This window comes from Paucisalibacillus globulus DSM 18846 (assembly GCF_000482485.1).
GTDB classification, from domain to species: Bacteria; Bacillota; Bacilli; order Bacillales; family Amphibacillaceae; genus Ornithinibacillus; species Ornithinibacillus globulus.
Window position 1 is genome coordinate 73,423 of record NZ_AXVK01000020.1, and the last position, 15,919, is coordinate 89,341.

Annotated in this window: 19 protein-coding genes; all 19 read right to left on the reverse strand. The window is 33.9% G+C overall.

All coding sequences use genetic code 11. The annotated features are described in order from the left end of the window. Positions 1-128 precede the first annotated feature (128 nt). The 19 genes from K332_RS0105475 to K332_RS0105565 all read right to left on the reverse strand — a co-directional run bounded on the left by K332_RS0105475 (position 129) and on the right by K332_RS0105565 (position 15,882). The gene (locus tag K332_RS0105475; protein ID WP_026906556.1) at positions 129-905 is read right to left on the reverse strand and encodes a CheR family methyltransferase; all 777 of its coding nucleotides are present in this window, start codon (positions 903-905) and stop codon (positions 129-131) included. A gap of 259 nt (positions 906-1,164) precedes the next feature. Next, a complete protein-coding gene (gene ndk / locus K332_RS0105480; protein WP_026906557.1) occupies positions 1,165-1,611 on the reverse strand; it encodes a nucleoside-diphosphate kinase in 447 nt (148 codons plus the stop codon). 83 nt (positions 1,612-1,694) lie between these two features. Next, positions 1,695-2,666, reverse strand: coding sequence for a heptaprenyl diphosphate synthase component II (gene hepT / locus K332_RS0105485; protein ID WP_026906558.1), 972 nt, complete (start codon positions 2,664-2,666; stop codon positions 1,695-1,697). Between the two features lie 36 nt (positions 2,667-2,702). Next, a complete protein-coding gene (gene menG, locus K332_RS0105490) occupies positions 2,703-3,407 on the reverse strand; it encodes a demethylmenaquinone methyltransferase (protein ID WP_026906559.1) in 705 nt (234 codons plus the stop codon). A 1-nt stretch (position 3,408) separates the two neighbouring features. Then, a complete protein-coding gene (locus K332_RS21955; RefSeq protein ID WP_169727350.1) occupies positions 3,409-4,092 on the reverse strand; it encodes a heptaprenyl diphosphate synthase component 1 in 684 nt (227 codons plus the stop codon). Between the two features lie 149 nt (positions 4,093-4,241). After that, positions 4,242-4,457 (reverse strand): trp RNA-binding attenuation protein MtrB, encoded by a 216-nt coding sequence (gene mtrB / locus K332_RS0105500; protein ID WP_026906560.1) that lies wholly within the window; start codon positions 4,455-4,457, stop codon positions 4,242-4,244. A gap of 187 nt (positions 4,458-4,644) precedes the next feature. Then, positions 4,645-4,917 (reverse strand): HU family DNA-binding protein, encoded by a 273-nt coding sequence (locus tag K332_RS0105505; RefSeq protein ID WP_036688170.1) that lies wholly within the window; start codon positions 4,915-4,917, stop codon positions 4,645-4,647. Between the two features lie 569 nt (positions 4,918-5,486). Further along, positions 5,487-6,965 (reverse strand): stage IV sporulation protein A, encoded by a 1,479-nt coding sequence (gene spoIVA / locus K332_RS0105510; protein WP_026906562.1) that lies wholly within the window; start codon positions 6,963-6,965, stop codon positions 5,487-5,489. A gap of 223 nt (positions 6,966-7,188) precedes the next feature. Beyond that, positions 7,189-7,908 (reverse strand): hypothetical protein, encoded by a 720-nt coding sequence (locus K332_RS0105515; RefSeq protein WP_026906563.1) that lies wholly within the window; start codon positions 7,906-7,908, stop codon positions 7,189-7,191. A gap of 19 nt (positions 7,909-7,927) precedes the next feature. Further along, positions 7,928-8,125, reverse strand: a complete 198-nt coding sequence (locus K332_RS0105520; RefSeq protein ID WP_026906564.1) for a DUF2768 domain-containing protein — start codon at positions 8,123-8,125, stop codon at positions 7,928-7,930. 410 nt (positions 8,126-8,535) lie between these two features. Then, entirely contained in the window at positions 8,536-8,796 is a 261-nt protein-coding gene (locus tag K332_RS0105525) for a stage VI sporulation protein F (protein ID WP_026906565.1), read from the reverse strand. Positions 8,797-8,857: 61 nt separating this feature from the next. After that, entirely contained in the window at positions 8,858-9,895 is a 1,038-nt protein-coding gene (locus K332_RS0105530) for an NAD(P)H-dependent glycerol-3-phosphate dehydrogenase (protein WP_026906566.1), read from the reverse strand. A 12-nt stretch (positions 9,896-9,907) separates the two neighbouring features. Further along, on the reverse strand, positions 9,908-11,218 hold the full coding sequence (der, locus tag K332_RS0105535; RefSeq protein WP_026906567.1) for a ribosome biogenesis GTPase Der: 1,311 nt from the start codon (positions 11,216-11,218) through the stop codon (positions 9,908-9,910). Positions 11,219-11,294: 76 nt separating this feature from the next. Then, the gene (locus K332_RS0105540; protein WP_026906568.1) at positions 11,295-11,480 is read right to left on the reverse strand and encodes a capping complex subunit for YIEGIA; all 186 of its coding nucleotides are present in this window, start codon (positions 11,478-11,480) and stop codon (positions 11,295-11,297) included. A gap of 3 nt (positions 11,481-11,483) precedes the next feature. Further along, positions 11,484-12,374: a YIEGIA family protein gene (locus tag K332_RS0105545; protein ID WP_026906569.1), complete on the reverse strand. Its 891-nt coding sequence runs from the start codon at positions 12,372-12,374 to the stop codon at positions 11,484-11,486. A 63-nt stretch (positions 12,375-12,437) separates the two neighbouring features. Continuing rightward, positions 12,438-13,019, reverse strand: coding sequence for a YphA family membrane protein (locus tag K332_RS0105550; protein WP_026906570.1), 582 nt, complete (start codon positions 13,017-13,019; stop codon positions 12,438-12,440). 102 nt (positions 13,020-13,121) lie between these two features. Further along, positions 13,122-14,255 carry a 30S ribosomal protein S1 gene (gene rpsA / locus K332_RS0105555; RefSeq protein WP_026906571.1) on the reverse strand — a complete coding sequence of 378 codons (1,134 nt, stop codon included), beginning with the start codon at positions 14,253-14,255 and terminating at the stop codon, positions 13,122-13,124. A gap of 229 nt (positions 14,256-14,484) precedes the next feature. After that, complete coding sequence (gene cmk / locus K332_RS0105560) at positions 14,485-15,156, reverse strand: (d)CMP kinase (protein WP_026906572.1); 672 nt, start codon at positions 15,154-15,156, stop codon at positions 14,485-14,487. A 63-nt stretch (positions 15,157-15,219) separates the two neighbouring features. Then, positions 15,220-15,882 (reverse strand): flagellar brake protein, encoded by a 663-nt coding sequence (locus tag K332_RS0105565; protein ID WP_036688174.1) that lies wholly within the window; start codon positions 15,880-15,882, stop codon positions 15,220-15,222. Positions 15,883-15,919: the final 37 nt, after the last annotated feature.

Sequence of the window (15,919 nt, forward strand, 5' to 3'; positions counted from 1 at the left end):
TGTCCTCCTTTAATCCATTTCCTCTATATACAACATGTTTTAGTAAATAGCTTTATATTATTAGTATAAACTAATTAACCTCTAAAACAGAAAAAAATGCTCTCTATCTGTATGATAAGAGCATTCTTTTATTGATTTGTTTTTTGATAGAAAAAAGTATCAAGTAACTTTATTCCATATTTATTTGGACTAAAAATTTGCTCAGTACTTCCAACAAATAAAACACCATTATTCGAAAGAGAACTTGAGAAGTTATTATAGATTTTATCTTTCGCTTGATCTGTGAAATATATCAATACATTTCTACAAATGATTAAATCTACTTGAGTGGGATACGTATCTTCAAGCAAATTATGTTTTTTAAAAGTCACTTTACTTTTAATAGCAGAGTCAACTTCAAATTGACTACCATTTCTATTGAAATACTTAGCTTTTAGATTAGCTGGTAATTCTTTTAAAGCTTGTTCTAGATAAAGCCCTTGTTTCGCTTTTTCTAGTACTTTTTCATCAATATCAGTTGCTAGTATTTTAGTTTTCACATCTGGAAAATGTTCTTTTAATAAAATTGCTATACTATAAGGTTCTTCGCCCGTTGAGCAGGCAGCACTCCAAATCGATAGCTCTTTTGTATTAGTTTTTATTAATGGGATGATAATATCCTTTAATACATCCCAACGCTTAGGATTTCTATAGAATTCTGAAACATTAATTGTGATTCTATCTACGAATTCATGTAAAAGATCAATATCCTTGTTGATTGCATTAAAATATGTGATGAAATCCTGGTAGCCTCTTTTTTCTCGTAGTGAAGTTAGCCTTCTTTTCATTTGGGCTTCTTTATATTGTTGTAAATCAATTCCTAGCTTGGTATAGACTTTCTCAGTAAATAAATGGTAATCATCCAACATCTGTTTCTCCTCTTATCTATCATAATGAAGTCCGTAGATCAATACACACTAGACTTTCTTTTTAATATAGGAGTCAATAAGTGATTCCCGACTTTCTTCGCTCACTGTAGATCTCGCTATTTCCTATACTTCCAATGGAAATTCTGTACATTTTCTGCTCAATATCTAATTATAATCAACTTTGCATTCAAGTTACAAACAAAATGTATAAAATATAAAATACCTCCATTATTCAAATGGAGGCGTTTGTTTAATATTAGTAAATCCAAACTTTATCTTGTTTATCATAGCCAACTAATTCTTTTTTATCAAAGAACAAGTTAATCTCTCTTTCAGCACTTTCAGGTGAGTCAGAACCATGGATAACGTTCTTACCAACTGTTACTCCATAATCACCTCTAACCGTTCCAGGAGCGGCTTCTGCTGGATTTGTTTTACCCATCATTTCACGAGCTGTTTTTATAACATTTTCACCTTCCCAAACCATCGCAAAAACAGGTCCAGAAGTGATAAAGTCAACTAGTTCACCAAAGAATGGACGTTCTTTATGTTCACCATAGTGCTCACTTGCTAACTCATCAGTGATTTGCATTAATTTTGCTCCTACTAATTTAAAGCCTTTTCTTTCGAAGCGATTTACTACTTCACCTACTAGATTTCTTTGTACGCCGTCTGGTTTAACCATTAAAAATGTTTTTTCCACGTTTACACCTCGTTTAAGTATATCGAATATGATTATGTAACCGTTTTAATTCTATCAAATTTTCTTAAAAATAACAATAAATTCTATTGTTTTCTCTTTCCGATATATTTCGCAATTTGTTCTAATGAGATTTTCGCTTTATTATTTGGGAAATCTTTCAGTGCAAGAAAAGCCTTTCTTAAATAACGCTCACTAATTACATAGGACATTTCGATAGCATTAGTCTCTTTTAATGCACGAATTACGTTATCCATTTGTTCTTTCGTAACCTGTTCAGGGCTTTTAAAAGTATTTCTTAATAATAGATTAAATTCATCATTTTCCATTGCAAATAATACTGGTAATGTTATATTGCCTTGAAATAAATCATTGCCTGCAGGTTTTCCAAGTTGCTCTGCAGATGAAGTAAAATCAAGAATATCATCGATTATTTGATAACTCATTCCGATATAATAACCATAGTGGTATAAACTGTTAATTTCTTTTTGTGATAAACCAGAAGTCATTGCCCCTAGTTTGCAACTTGATGCCAGCAACAAAGCAGTTTTTCGTTTAATTCTTCTAAAATAAGTTTTAATATTTTGATCCCAATTAAACTTCTCTTTAATTTGTTCTATTTCACCTAAACTCACTTCAACCAATGCTTCTGAAAGTGTTTTATGTATGTCAGGATTGGGGATTTGAGTTATTGTTTCTAATGCACGGGCTAATATATAATCACCGGTATACATTGCCACACGGTTGCCATATTGTTTTTTTATTGTTGGCTTTCCCCTTCTTAATGACGCGTCGTCAATGACGTCATCATGAACAAGAGTTGCCATATGTATTAATTCTAAGGAAACAGCAACATTTATTACTTGTTCCATATCAACCTTACCAAATTGGCTAGACAACAAAACAAAGACAGGTCGAATACGTTTTCCTCCTGCCTTTAGCAATTGAGTAGATGCTTCTCTTAGAACGGGATGGTTGGCCTGTATTGTCTCCATTAAGGATGATTCAATTAAGTCCAAGTCCTTCTTTAGGTAGTTATATGTTTTTGGTAATTTCATGTGATTCACCTTTTGTTTTGTACAAACTAATAAGAATTATTTAATTCCCATATGCATGGCAGCTACTCCGCCAGTATAACTTTTAACTTTCACACTGGAAAATCCAGCATCAGTAAACATTTTCTTTAATGTAAGTTTGTCTGGAAAATCTCTAGTTGATTCATTTAACCAAGCATATTCTTCATAACTTTTAGCAAAAATCCTACCGAACAACGGCATGATAAAACGGAAATAGAAGAAATATAATTGCTTGAACCCAAACATAGTTGGCTGAGAAGTTTCTAAACAAACAACTTTTCCACCTGGCTTAACTACACGATACATTTCCTGAAGTACAGTCATATAATCAGGTACATTTCTAAGTCCAAATCCAATGGTAACAAAATCAAAGGAATTATCCTCAAATGGCAACTCCATTGCGTTTCCATGGACAAATGATAGTTGTTCATAGTTGTAATCATTGTTTTTCTCCACTGCAACAGATAACATATTCTGGCTAAAATCAAGTCCGATTACTTTTCCAGTATGTCCAACTACTTCAGCAAGTGAAATAGACCAATCTCCTGTGCCACAACAGACATCTAATGCTGATGCACCGTTTGATACATTCATTTGCTTCATTACATCTTTTCTCCAGGATTTATGTCTTTGAAAAGAAATGATAGAATTCATCGTATCATATTTGTCATATATTTTTTCGAATACATGGTGTACTCGTTCTTCTTTTGTTTTTTCTTGCATCTTATTCCATCTCCGAAGAGGTATGTTGATAGATAATGGAGTCAAGTAATGGAGTAAAATCTTGTTTTTGACGTTCAGAAAGTTTATCTATCATACCTTTTGTTTTATTTACTTGCTTTTCAAGAATGCTTTGTTTATCTTGATCAAAAGAATGATAAGAATTATTTATTATTTCATTGATTAGTAATATTTCTTCAATCACATGGATATCTTGATTTACTTGAGTTTTGTCAGCAATATATTTAATAAGCAACGAATGAATTTGTTTACGAGTTTCTAAATAAACTTCAAGTGACTCGTTTTCCAAATAATAAAGGTTCATTTTCAATTCATTGATCTGTTTAATTGCAGTTGCAAGTAATGTGATATATTCTCGTTCTTCTATATCCGCCAACAAGGAATAATATAATCCACTATAGTAATCACCAGCTAATACGGATAATTGACTATCAACGCCAATAGAAGTACCGCTATCCTCAAAATCATCAGGAATTTTCTCATGTATATCTAATGCAATTTGAACAAGCATTGTTGAAATAATTAGCTGCTCTTTTACATTAGGGGCTAATACTGTTTTATTTAAAATATAATGAAGAAAGTAGAGTTTATATTCATCAATCTCAGGTTTATGGATATATCTTAACAGGAAAGAATGCTGAATCTTCTCTTCAATCTGTAGCCTCAATTGTTGTATTTCCCTCTCCATAGCAAGCAATATAATCACCTTAGCCCTTCAAGCCTTAATGTCACCTAAGTCATTATAACATATTTATTTATGTACGATAGTCTAAAAGTTGGATTATATGTATTTGAGTTATTGTTATAATTTTCCGGTTAATTATTGCTTACTTCACCATGGCTTGTTTGAATGATTGCTTTCCCTCTAACTTTCACTGCTGAGGTATGCTCTGTGAATTGAGCTATCATTATTTCACCTTTATCCAGCTTTTCGGAATGATGAAACTTTGTATCTGAACCTCTAGTCAATCCAATAACATTTACACCATCTTCAAGAGCTTTTATGACGAAAAAGTCAGTGTTATTATTCATATTTTTCACTCCTTCGTATAGTACTAATAGTATTATCGCATTTAAAAAGTAATATTAGAAAAACCCATATTCACCCAAGTATAGTTAAAACTTAGTTTTTCTATAGTGCAGATAGTTTAATTACTTTCCTAACTACGAAAAAGAAAAAAGGGTGCGTATGAACGCACCCTTTAACCCTATGTACGTATTATTTTACGCTGTCTTTAAGGGCTTTACCTGGTTTGAAAGCAGGAACTTTACTTGCAGGGATTTCGATTTCTTCCCCAGTTTGTGGGTTACGACCTTTACGTGCAGAACGTTCACGTACTTCGAAATTACCGAAACCGATTAATTGTACTTTTTCACCATTTTTAAGTGAATCCATGACAGCTTCGAAAACTGCATCAACAGCTTTTGTAGCATCTTTTTTAGAAAGTTCGCTCTTTTCAGCAACAGCATTTACTAAATCCGTTTTATTCATGACATTCACCTCCTCCCAAAAAAGAATAGGGTCACATTGGTACAAATATTATCTCTTATCATTTGTTAACCAATTTACCAACTTTTATACTCGAATGCCCCTATAATCAATAGGGACAAGGCTAATATTAAACGAGATTCCTTTAAAATTCAACAAAAAGTTACTATTTTTTTATATTTTATGCGATTTTGCGTTGAAAACACTTAAATCACTGCCATTTTTTGGTAAAGAAAGGGCTATCATACAAGAGCCTTATACATAGCTATTCGATACATTTATCAATATTCCTTCTTAATTTTTAATTTAAATATAAAAAGCTGATTCCGTATAGTTAGCTGCGATTAACTTTTTTATTGATGGAAAATGCGTAGAAACTTAAAGTTATAACTAATTTTACAAATCATGCGACCGATTCGAGAAAATATGAGCCCTGTCACACACATCATGCGACCGAATCAAGAAAACATAGACCTTATTACTGCGCATTCTATAAAAGTTGTATGCTTAACAATAATCTATTAGAAAACAACACAATGAAATAAACAGCAGCCGTTTAGCTGCTGTTTATTTTATAAAATGATAGCTATTAATCCACCAGAGCCTTCATTAATAATTCTCTCTAGTGTTTCTTTAAGCTTATAACGTGCGTTTTCAGGCATTAGAGATATCTTTGCTTGAATACCTTCCCTTACAATAGAGCTAAGTGATCTACCGAATATGTCAGATTCCCAAATTGATAATGGATCTTCTTCAAAGTCTTGCATTAAGTATCTCACTAATTCTTCACTTTGTTTCTCTGTACCAATGATTGGAGCAAATTCTGACTCAACCTCTACTCTAATCATGTGAATAGAAGGAGCAACTGCTTTCAGCCTAACTCCAAACCTTGATCCTTGACGAATAATTTCCGGTTCTTCCAGTTCCATATCCTCCAAGGTAGGCGCCGCAATACCATATCCCGTCTGCTTAACCATTTGTAAAGCACTCGCAACTTGATCAAATTGTCTCTTTGCATAAGAAAAGTCCTGCATTAATTCTAATAAATGATCCTTACCTCTTATTTCAACCCCAACAATCTCCTTCAATACTTGATCATATAGGTAATCTGGGGCGTGTAAATCAATTTCCGCAATACCTTCGCCCATTTCCATACCAGCAAGATTTGCTTTGTCAATATAATCATAGTCTGCAAAATTACCTACTATACTATCTACATCACGTAATCTTTTTATATCTTTAACTGTTGATTGAATTGCTTCTTGGTAGCTTTCTTTTAACCAATGCTCGTCATTCAACACCATTACCCAGCTAGGAAGATTAACATTAACCTCTAACACAGGGAATTCATAAAGTGCCTCACGTAGCACATTGTACACGTCATGCTCTGTCATTGACTCAACACTCATTGCCAATACAGGAATATCATATTGTTCAGATAGCTCTTGTCTTAACAATTCTGTTTGCTGACTTGTTGGATGGACAGAGTTGACCACCATAATGAACGGTTTACCAACCTCTTTTAACTCTTCGATTACTTTAGCCTCAGCCTCAACGTAATCGCCGCGTTCGATGTCACCAAAAGAACCATCTGTTGTTACGACAACACCAATTGTAGAATGTTCTTGTATTACCTTTCTTGTTCCAATTTCTGCTGCATCATGAAAAGGAATAGGTTCCTCATACCAAGGGGTATTGATCATTCTTGGTCCGTTCTCATCTTCAAACCCTTTTGCTCCTTCCACTGCATATCCTACACAATCTACTAGTCTAATATTGACATCTAGTCCTTCATCTACTTTTACATTTACTGCTTGATTAGGTATAAACTTAGGTTCGGTTGTCATAATAGTTTTACCTGCTGCACTTTGCGGTAGTTCATCTTGTGCTCTTGCTCTTTCACTTTCTTCTTCAATGTTTGGAAGCACAACTAGTTCCATAAACTTTTTTATGAATGTTGATTTTCCTGTCCGAACAGCTCCAACAATACCTAGGTATATATCACCGTTCGTACGTTTCGAAATATCTTTAAAAATATCTACCTTTTTCAAACGATCCCCTCCCGATCACTACAATATTAAATGAACAAACTACGAATAATTGACATTACAATTCTATGATGTTGTCCTATCAGATTATGACTTAATATATGCAAAAGAATTAAAATAAATGATTATTTCAATTTCCGTAGTCCGGTATTTTTTAATCACCCCTATTAATGCAATAAAAAACCCCTGCAACAAATATATGCTGCAAGGGAATAATTATGAGAATTTATTGAACCATGAACACTGGCTCATTGTCTTTAATTGTTGTCGGTAATGAATATGCTGGTAAGAAAGGTGTATTTTCTGCTAATAGAAAACGAATATCGTCACCTTCTTTAAAGTTATGTTCATATTCTTTTAGAGCATTGTTCAAATCTATACGATAGTCTACGTAGATATTACCTTCAGTATCCATAACAATTGGAAGTAATGCTTCTGAATACGGGCTTTCTATGACTAATGGGTCATCTATACCTATTTTTTCATAATCAATGGTATAAATATCGGTACCTATCTTTTCACCAAATGGTGGGTAGAGATTTTTATCGCGATACGAATTAATTAATAAAAGAACATTCCTTAGCTCATTTGTAATTCGTAAATCGATTAATTTAACTTGTGGATTTGTTTCAGGATTAAGAATGGCATACTGGTAGATACCACCATTCTCATAGGCATTTCCTGGTAACTCAGTAAGGCTGCCCTGTTCTTTCAAAAGATTAAAATCAATTAAATATTTTTCAAAAATAGGAGTGTCATTTGGCTTCGTACGAATTGGTAGTAAGCCATCAGTACGTTCCTGATAATCCCCTACGGCAGATTGTACCATATCAAGTTGGGCTTGATTAGGGGGTTGATTTTTCTCGAGTTCATTACTGGGATATGCACATGCACTTAAAAATAATAACAGAGCGGTAATTGCAACTAATTTATATGTATGCCTCATGTATTAAACCTCCATTAGCCTATAAAGTTGGCCCACTGAATACGATATAAAGTATAATAATGCCTCCCAAAAATAAGCTAACATATGCTATTAAAGAAACGATTATAGAAAAGAACCCTTTCAGCTTATGTCTGCTTAATAAAATAAGACCAATTGCTAGTATTAGTAATCCCATTCCAGCAATAGAGATCCACATCTTAAGCATTGATTCTGACATTTTTTCACCTCTAAATCTATTTGTCCATATTTATGCAATCGTTATTATATCATACGGAAGGAGAATGGGCATTTAAAATAAGGTTTTCTAAGAATTTTTTTCTATATACCGTTAAAATTAAAGTATTTTTATAATGATGCACTGAATCCATAAAGTCTACTTGAAAAAGGTAAATCATCTTTCCTAAGTTCGATATACCGTTTTAGACTGTGTTAGCAACCCATTAAGACGAATTAAATTGGTGAGAACATCAACAAAAAAAGCAAAATAAAAAAATCCAGGATGAAGAGGGGCCTTCTTCATCCTGGGTTGACTAAATAAACCCTTAGCAGACTCTATCTATGAATGCTTGTGCGTTTTATTTTATGCGAGTAGACACGAGGTTGTATCCTCACCTGCCCAGCCTGACGTTATTTTTTAAATAACTGATTCAGCGAGTTAAGGTCCGTTGGAACTTTGTTTCCGGTAATAGACTTAACTAATTTGTCTTCTTTCTCTCTAGAGAGGGGCTTATTTGCCATCTTAGCTAACTGTCTAACCAACCTTCGAACGGTTTTTTCATCTGAAAAATCAGCACTTTTTACTGAATCAGCAACTTTATATATTTCGCTTGGACTAATACCTACACCTTGCTGAATTTTGTCAAAAGGATTGTTACTTTTATTGCTCACACGCTCGCCTCCTTGCAAGAATTACTTCAACATAGTATATGCAAGGAATATTTGCTTTGTGTTAGCGAGCATATCGGTTCTTTAATAAAGATGCCAAATCATCCATTTCCTCCCGTTTGTCCCGGTTCATCAACTGTTCCACAACTTCTTTTGGCTTTTTATTATTATAAACAATATCATATATTCCATTTGTAATCGGCATTTCTACATTCTCGTCTTTCGCGAATTGGTAAGCTGCCTCTGCGGTACGTACACCTTCTACAACCATTCCCATATGCTCAAGAACATCTTCTAGATTCTTACCTTTTCCTAGTAAATTACCCGCTCGCCAATTACGACTATGTACACTCGTACATGTAACAATTAAGTCACCAACACCTGGCAACCCAAGAAAACTTAATGGATTAGCACCTAAATAGGTTCCAAGTCTTGTAATCTCAGCAAGTCCTCTTGTCATAAGAGCTGCCTTTGCATTGTCACCGAACCCAAGTCCGTCTGAAATTCCAGCACCTAATGCAATAATATTTTTTAATGCACCACCAAGCTCGATACCAATCACATCGTTACTTGTATAAACACGAAACACTTCGTTAAAGAATAGATCCTGTGCTTTTTTTGCATTTTCTTCATTTATTGATGCAACCGTAACAGTTGTTGGCTGTCGTTGACCAACTTCTTCTGCGTGGCTAGGACCAGATAGGACAACGATATCATCATAAACAATACTTTCCATTTCTTCATCAATCATTTGAGAAACTCGCTTCAGAGTACCGGGTTCAATGCCTTTCGTTGCATGTATGATAGTTGGCTTATGTTTAAGAATCCCATCCAGTTCATGACAAACCTCACGAATTGCCTTTGTTGGCACCACAATTAGGATGGCATCCACCTCATGAATCGCTTCTTCCATATTATAAAAAGCTTTTATTTTTTCTGGAATCATAATTTCTAAATAATGCTCATTTTTATGGATTGAATTAATTGTGTCAGCTTGTTCTTTACGATGAGTCCACAGGCGAACATCGTGTCCATTATCAGCTAATACAATACTTAAAGCAGTTCCCCAACTTCCTGCACCCAAAACAGCTATTTTTTTCAAAATATATCCCCCCTATGATCGTCTACGAGCCAAGATTTTTATTGGTGTTCCAACAAACCCAAATGCATCCCTAATCTTATTTTCAAGAAAACGCTTATATGAAAAATGCATTAATTCCGGGTCATTGACAAAGATAACAAATGCTGGAGGCTTAACTGCAACTTGTGTGGCATATAAAACCTTCAATCTTTGTCCTTTTACTGTTGGAGTTGGATTCATAGCTATAGCATCCATAATTACATCATTCAACACATTGGTAGCTATTCGTTTTGCATGACTATCGCTCGCAGTTTGTACCACAGGAAGTAATGTATGTATACGTTTCTTTGTTTTCGCAGACAAGAAAACTATTGGAGCATAATCTAAAAATTGAAAATGCGCTCTAATCTTCTCTTCAAATTCTTTCATAGTCTTTTCATTTGTTTCAACAGTGTCCCACTTATTGACTACAATTACAATTCCGCGTCCAGCATCATGTGCATATCCTGCGATTTTTTTATCCTGTTCTCTTATTCCGGTATCTGCATCGATTAAAACCAAAACAACGTCTGAACGATCAATCGCTCTAAGTGCTCGGAGAACACTATATTTTTCTGTGGACTCATATACCTTACCACGTTTACGCATTCCGGCAGTGTCAATAATTACATAGTCCTGACCATCTTTAGTTAACTTAGTGTCAATTGCATCTCGTGTCGTACCTTCTATATCACTTACAATGACACGCTCTTCATTTAATAAAGCATTTACCAAAGATGACTTCCCAACATTTGGTCTACCAATTAAACTAAAGTATATAGTGTCCTCGTCTACTTCTTCTTGCTCAAGTTTTGGAAAATGACTCACCACTTCATCCAATAAGTCTCCAAGGCCAAGTCCATGTGAACCAGAAATAGGGAATGGTTCTCCGAAACCTAAAGAATAGTATTCATAGATTTCATTACGCATTTCTGGATTATCAACCTTGTTTACAGCAAGTACAATTGGTTTATTAGATTTGAATAATAGCTTAGCTACTTCTTCGTCTGCAGCAGTTATACCTTCCTTTGCATTCACGATAAAAACAATTACATCCGCTTCATCGATTGCAATTTCTGCTTGCTGACGCATTTGAATTAGTAGTGGCTCATCCCCGATTTCAATACCACCTGTATCAATTAGGTCAAAATTAGTATTAAGCCACTCCGCTTGTGAATAAATGCGATCTCTCGTTACACCAGGTATATCTTCAACAATTGAAATTCTTTCGCCCACTAGTCTATTAAAAATGGTAGATTTACCAACATTTGGTCGACCAACTATGGCAACAACAGCTTTCCTCATCGAAAGGTACATCCTCTCTTACATTCATTTAATTAACTTTATCTATTCTAGCAAAAGATACCATTCTTAACAATTATTAATGTTTAACAATGATAAATAATTCATCACTTAATGCGTGAGCTATACCATCAATAATTGCTTCTAAATTAGCTGCTACTTTTTGTAATTCGTCAAAATCATTGCAAATAAAAATAGGAGCTCCACCAGCTACCTTTTCTTTATTAGTTGTAATAATTGCTAATACCGATTTTTCAATAACCATAACTTAGTTTGCCTCCCTATTACGGACATCCGATTTAGAAGGCATTCTAATTGCCGTTTCCAAAACAGGTACTGCACCAATAATTTGAATTGCTTTTTCTCTATCTCTTATTTGAGGTAATATAAAGACTGCGATTCTCCCATCATCTAAGTCACGCTTAATTAATGGAACTAATGCAGGCGTTCCTGAATCTCGGAATACACCAAGAGAAACTGATACATCATGTAATATGGCCTGTCTTTGCCCCAAATGGGCAATCGTGTTTACAACATTTAAATTTTTTGGTATTAATACAAATCCCATACCATATTTCAAAATTTCCTCTTGTCTTTCTGGTAATCCAATATTCATAATATAAATATTGTCTACGTATAGTCCCGCACCATCAAAATGTGGAGGAGCATACTCAATATCAACGAGATCCTTAATTGTACTACCACTTTGTAAAACCTTACTAATAATTAGACAAATAATCGCACCAATAATAGCCATGTATACATTCCAAATTAAATAAAACAATGTACCCACAAATGCGGTTAAAATAACTAAATAATTTCTGCTTTCAAACGATATTGCGATTCCCTCAATATACGCTTTTCCTCTTGATACAAGTTCGAAATCATCAATTTCCGATAATGTATTTCTTTCCATATTTCTTACTTCACGAAATTGTGTTGCCGCGACAGTCAAAAATGTTACAGCAGTAAAGTTCATTTCCATAATGGCAGGTACTGCGACTGCGCCTAGAGAAGCAGCAATAAATCCTAGTGCAACATGAATTATTTTGCCATGTAAATATGTAGGATATTGTCTATAATCTGTTCGTAACATCATCATTCTTCCAATAGTACCTACTACGACACCGAATACTATCGGCATTGTGTATTCATTCATTAAGGACACCTCATATGTTATTAGTTAAACGTAAAAATGTGAGAATTTTCATCAGAAAAAGTGTTAAATTTTACTAATAGTAAAAGAAAATAGCACTTTATTTTTAGCCTTTCGTATTAATTCAATTGTGATTAATATGATTAAGCAAACAAATAGTGTATCTAAAAACTCAAAATCTCCTATTGTCTGTATAATCGAATAATTGGATAGCAATACGCTGTATACAAACTCTCCACTACATAAACCGATAATGTTAATTGCTAACCGGTTAAGAAAGTGTTTATTAACCATCATGGTTAATAGAACACAAATGATGGGAATGATTATTAATCTTGGCATAAAAAGCCAAACAGGGGCGTTTGTCTCCCAAATTAACAAACTCGTGAAACCGACCATAATTGTAATTGCAGAAAATATTTGTAGTATTTTATGTTGTAAGGTTCCAAGAAAAATAAAACCTCCAAATAAAATGAATAAATAAGATAATGAAATCTCAAATAAATTAATCGAAATATATAGATTAGAAAAGATAATGGTTAACAAAATCCAAATAGCCAAAAAAGTTCTTCCTTTTTCCTTAGGTAATAAAAACGTAACGATTACCCATAAAAGCCAACAAAACCAATAAAAGTATATTCCTTCCATAAATGTTCACCCACCATCTTTTATTATTGCTATGAACATGTTTTTTTAAACAAAAAAACCCCTTTCTTTATCAGAAAGGGGTTTTTAACATCCAATTTAAGCTTATTGCTTAAATTTATTTAGTTTATCACCAATTAAATCACCAAGATGGAAACTAGATTGTTCCTCATCTCTTTCGTATTGTTTAAATTCTTTTGCTTCCTCTTCCGCTTCTAGTTCTCTAATGCTTAATGACATTCTTTCTTCTGATTCATTAATATCTAGAACTTTAACTCTAACTGTTTGACCAACCTCTAACACTTCATGCGGAGAACCAATATGACGATTTGCAATTTGTGAAATATGCACTAATCCTTCTACACCAGGTAGTACTTCTATAAAAGCACCAAAATTTACTAATCGTTTAACTTTACCGTCAACTGCTTGACCAGGCTTAAGTTGCTCTTCAACATTTTCCCATGGTCCTGGCAGTACTTTCTTTCTAGATAATGCAATTCGCTCATTATCACGGTCAACAGATAGCACTACTACTTTGATTTTATCTCCTTCAGAAACCATTTCTGAAGCATTACTTACATGATCATGTGATAGTTGAGAGATGTGTACTAACCCATCAACACCACCGATATCAACGAAAACACCAAAATCAGTTAGACGTTGAACAGTACCTTCAATTACTTGTCCTTCTTCAATTGATTGTAGTAATTGAGATTTCTTGTTCGCTTGTTCCTCTTCCACAATAGCACGATGGGATAAAATTACCCGGTTTTTTTCTTGATCTAATTCTACAATTTTAACAGAAAGTATTCTATCTTGATATTCTGAAAAGTCATCGACATAGTGTGCTTCTACTAGTGAAGCTGGCATAAATCCACGAATTCCAACATCAGCTACTAGCCCACCTTTAACAACTTCTTTAATTTGAACATCAAAAACTTCACCAGATTGAAATTTTGCTTCTAATTCTCCCCATGCAAGTTCAGAATCCACTACTTTTTTAGACAGAACAACCTCGTCATCTTCTAACTTCTTGATAACTAAAGAAAGTTTGTCACCTTCTTTAACTACTTCATTTGGGGTTTCAATATGCAAATTGGATAATTCACTTATTGGAATAATTCCCTCTGTTTTATAGCCGATATCAACTAAAACATGTTTATCCTCAACCTTAACAACTGTTCCTGATACCTTATCCCCAACTTGTAAGTTTAAATTTTCTTGATTTGTTTCACTCATTTCTATTCCTCCTTAACCAAAACAAAAGTAAAAAATATAAAATTGCTTGGCGTTCTCTCTCAGCAAATACTAAAGCCGACTTGTACAGACGGATCATTTTATACTTTTCAACCTGCTGATTTCAGAAAAAACTCTCTTTTTATAACTTCTAATATTTACAAATATTTGTCAAGTAATTGTTATCATAAATATTGGTAATATATGAAAAAACATTCTTAACCTACAGAAATCAGTTAAACTTTTTTACTTCAATAAGTATTTGTTCTGCAACTCCCTTAATAGATAGTGAAGTTGTATCAATCTCTATTGCATCAGAAGCTTTAACTAGTGGAGAAGCTGCTCTTTCAGAATCAATTAGATCCCGCTTCTCAATCTCTTTTTTTAATTCTTCTAAGTTAGACGAGAAACCTTTACTTAAATTCTCGACATGTCTTCTTTTTGCTCTTTCTTCTACTGTTGCTATTAGAAAAATCTTCACTTCTGCATCTGGAATAACCTTCGTACCAATGTCGCGTCCATCCATGACGACCCCACGCTCTTTGGCTAATCTTTGTTGTCTATAAACCATCTCATCTCTTACTTTTGAATGTTGAGCCACATAGGAAACATTATTGGTTACCTCTTTTGAACGTATTGCTAACGTTACATCTTGGTTATCGAGAAGAACACGTTGTCCTTCATCACTTTGAATTAATGTAATCTCTGTTGAATCTAGCAATTTCCCAAGCGCTTCTTCATCATGAACATCAATCGCTTCTTCCAATGCTTTTAAAGTTATTGCACGGTACATGGCACCAGTGTCAATGTAAATGTAGTTTAATTCATTTGCCACAATTTTTGCTACTGTACTCTTCCCAGCAGCAGCTGGGCCATCAATAGCAATTGCAATCTTATTTGCCATAAAAATATCATTCCTCTCATGTCAATCCAAACTTGCTATATTATAATACCATCATTATCTCTTCTAATGAAGTTCCTTTTGTCTAGCTTCTCTTTGTTTTTCAAAACAATAACGAATAATTACTTGTACATCCTGATCATTTTGTTCTATGAATTTAATCGATGCAATATTTGCACCTGATTCTCGCTCGATAAAGCGTACTACTTCACCGGGTAAATGAAGATAATGATACTCTCCAGAGTGCATTGGAAGGACAAGGTAAATAGTTAACATTTCACCGTCCACTAAACGAAATCCTTTTGGTACTACAACGGAAAGACCACCACCACTTAAATCAAAGGTCACAGTCGCAAAAGTTGTTAATTTATTTTCGTTACTATGTATAGCAACATCTACTGCTGTTTCAATGCGGACATATTGCCTTCGTTGAATCCTTTCTATTTGTTCATCATTCGGCAGCATTAATGCTAGAGTGGGGATTTTTCCATTCTTCTTATCCATTACCTCTGTTTTAAAACGGTATACAGATTGATCCTCACCTAAATATTCAGCAGCCATTTTTGTACCAATTCGAATAGCCGCTGTTGTTCTTTTAGTTTTTAAATGTACAGGATAATCGATATATATATAGTTTTTATTTTTATCAATTATTTTACTACGATATTTTTCAACAGAATCATATTCGATGCTATAGGTCTCAATAGTTAAAAAATCGCCAATTTTCATGTTAATCCCCCATATATCTCTTTGAAGTAAAAGTTGA

Excerpts from the sequence above, each read along its gene's own strand:
- mtrB (WP_026906560.1), bottom strand. The coding sequence starts at position 4,457 with ATGAATAATAACACTGACTTTTTCGTCATAAAAGCTCTTGAAGATGGT.
- K332_RS0105520 (WP_026906564.1), bottom strand. The coding sequence starts at position 8,125 with ATGTCAGAATCAATGCTTAAGATGTGGATCTCTATTGCTGGAATGGGA.
- K332_RS0105515 (WP_026906563.1), bottom strand. The coding sequence starts at position 7,908 with ATGAGGCATACATATAAATTAGTTGCAATTACCGCTCTGTTATTATTT.
- K332_RS0105550 (WP_026906570.1), bottom strand. The coding sequence starts at position 13,019 with ATGGAAGGAATATACTTTTATTGGTTTTGTTGGCTTTTATGGGTAATC.
- cmk (WP_026906572.1), bottom strand. The coding sequence starts at position 15,156 with ATGGCAAATAAGATTGCAATTGCTATTGATGGCCCAGCTGCTGCTGGG.
- menG (WP_026906559.1), bottom strand. The coding sequence starts at position 3,407 with ATGCAAGAAAAAACAAAAGAAGAACGAGTACACCATGTATTCGAAAAA.
- K332_RS0105505 (WP_036688170.1), bottom strand. The coding sequence starts at position 4,917 with ATGAATAAAACGGATTTAGTAAATGCTGTTGCTGAAAAGAGCGAACTT.
- K332_RS0105565 (WP_036688174.1), bottom strand. The coding sequence starts at position 15,882 with ATGAAAATTGGCGATTTTTTAACTATTGAGACCTATAGCATCGAATAT.
- der (WP_026906567.1), bottom strand. The coding sequence starts at position 11,218 with ATGAGGAAAGCTGTTGTTGCCATAGTTGGTCGACCAAATGTTGGTAAA.
- rpsA (WP_026906571.1), bottom strand. The coding sequence starts at position 14,255 with ATGAGTGAAACAAATCAAGAAAATTTAAACTTACAAGTTGGGGATAAG.
- hepT (WP_026906558.1), bottom strand. The coding sequence starts at position 2,666 with ATGAAATTACCAAAAACATATAACTACCTAAAGAAGGACTTGGACTTA.
- K332_RS0105545 (WP_026906569.1), bottom strand. The coding sequence starts at position 12,374 with ATGAATGAATACACAATGCCGATAGTATTCGGTGTCGTAGTAGGTACT.
- K332_RS0105540 (WP_026906568.1), bottom strand. The coding sequence starts at position 11,480 with ATGGTTATTGAAAAATCGGTATTAGCAATTATTACAACTAATAAAGAA.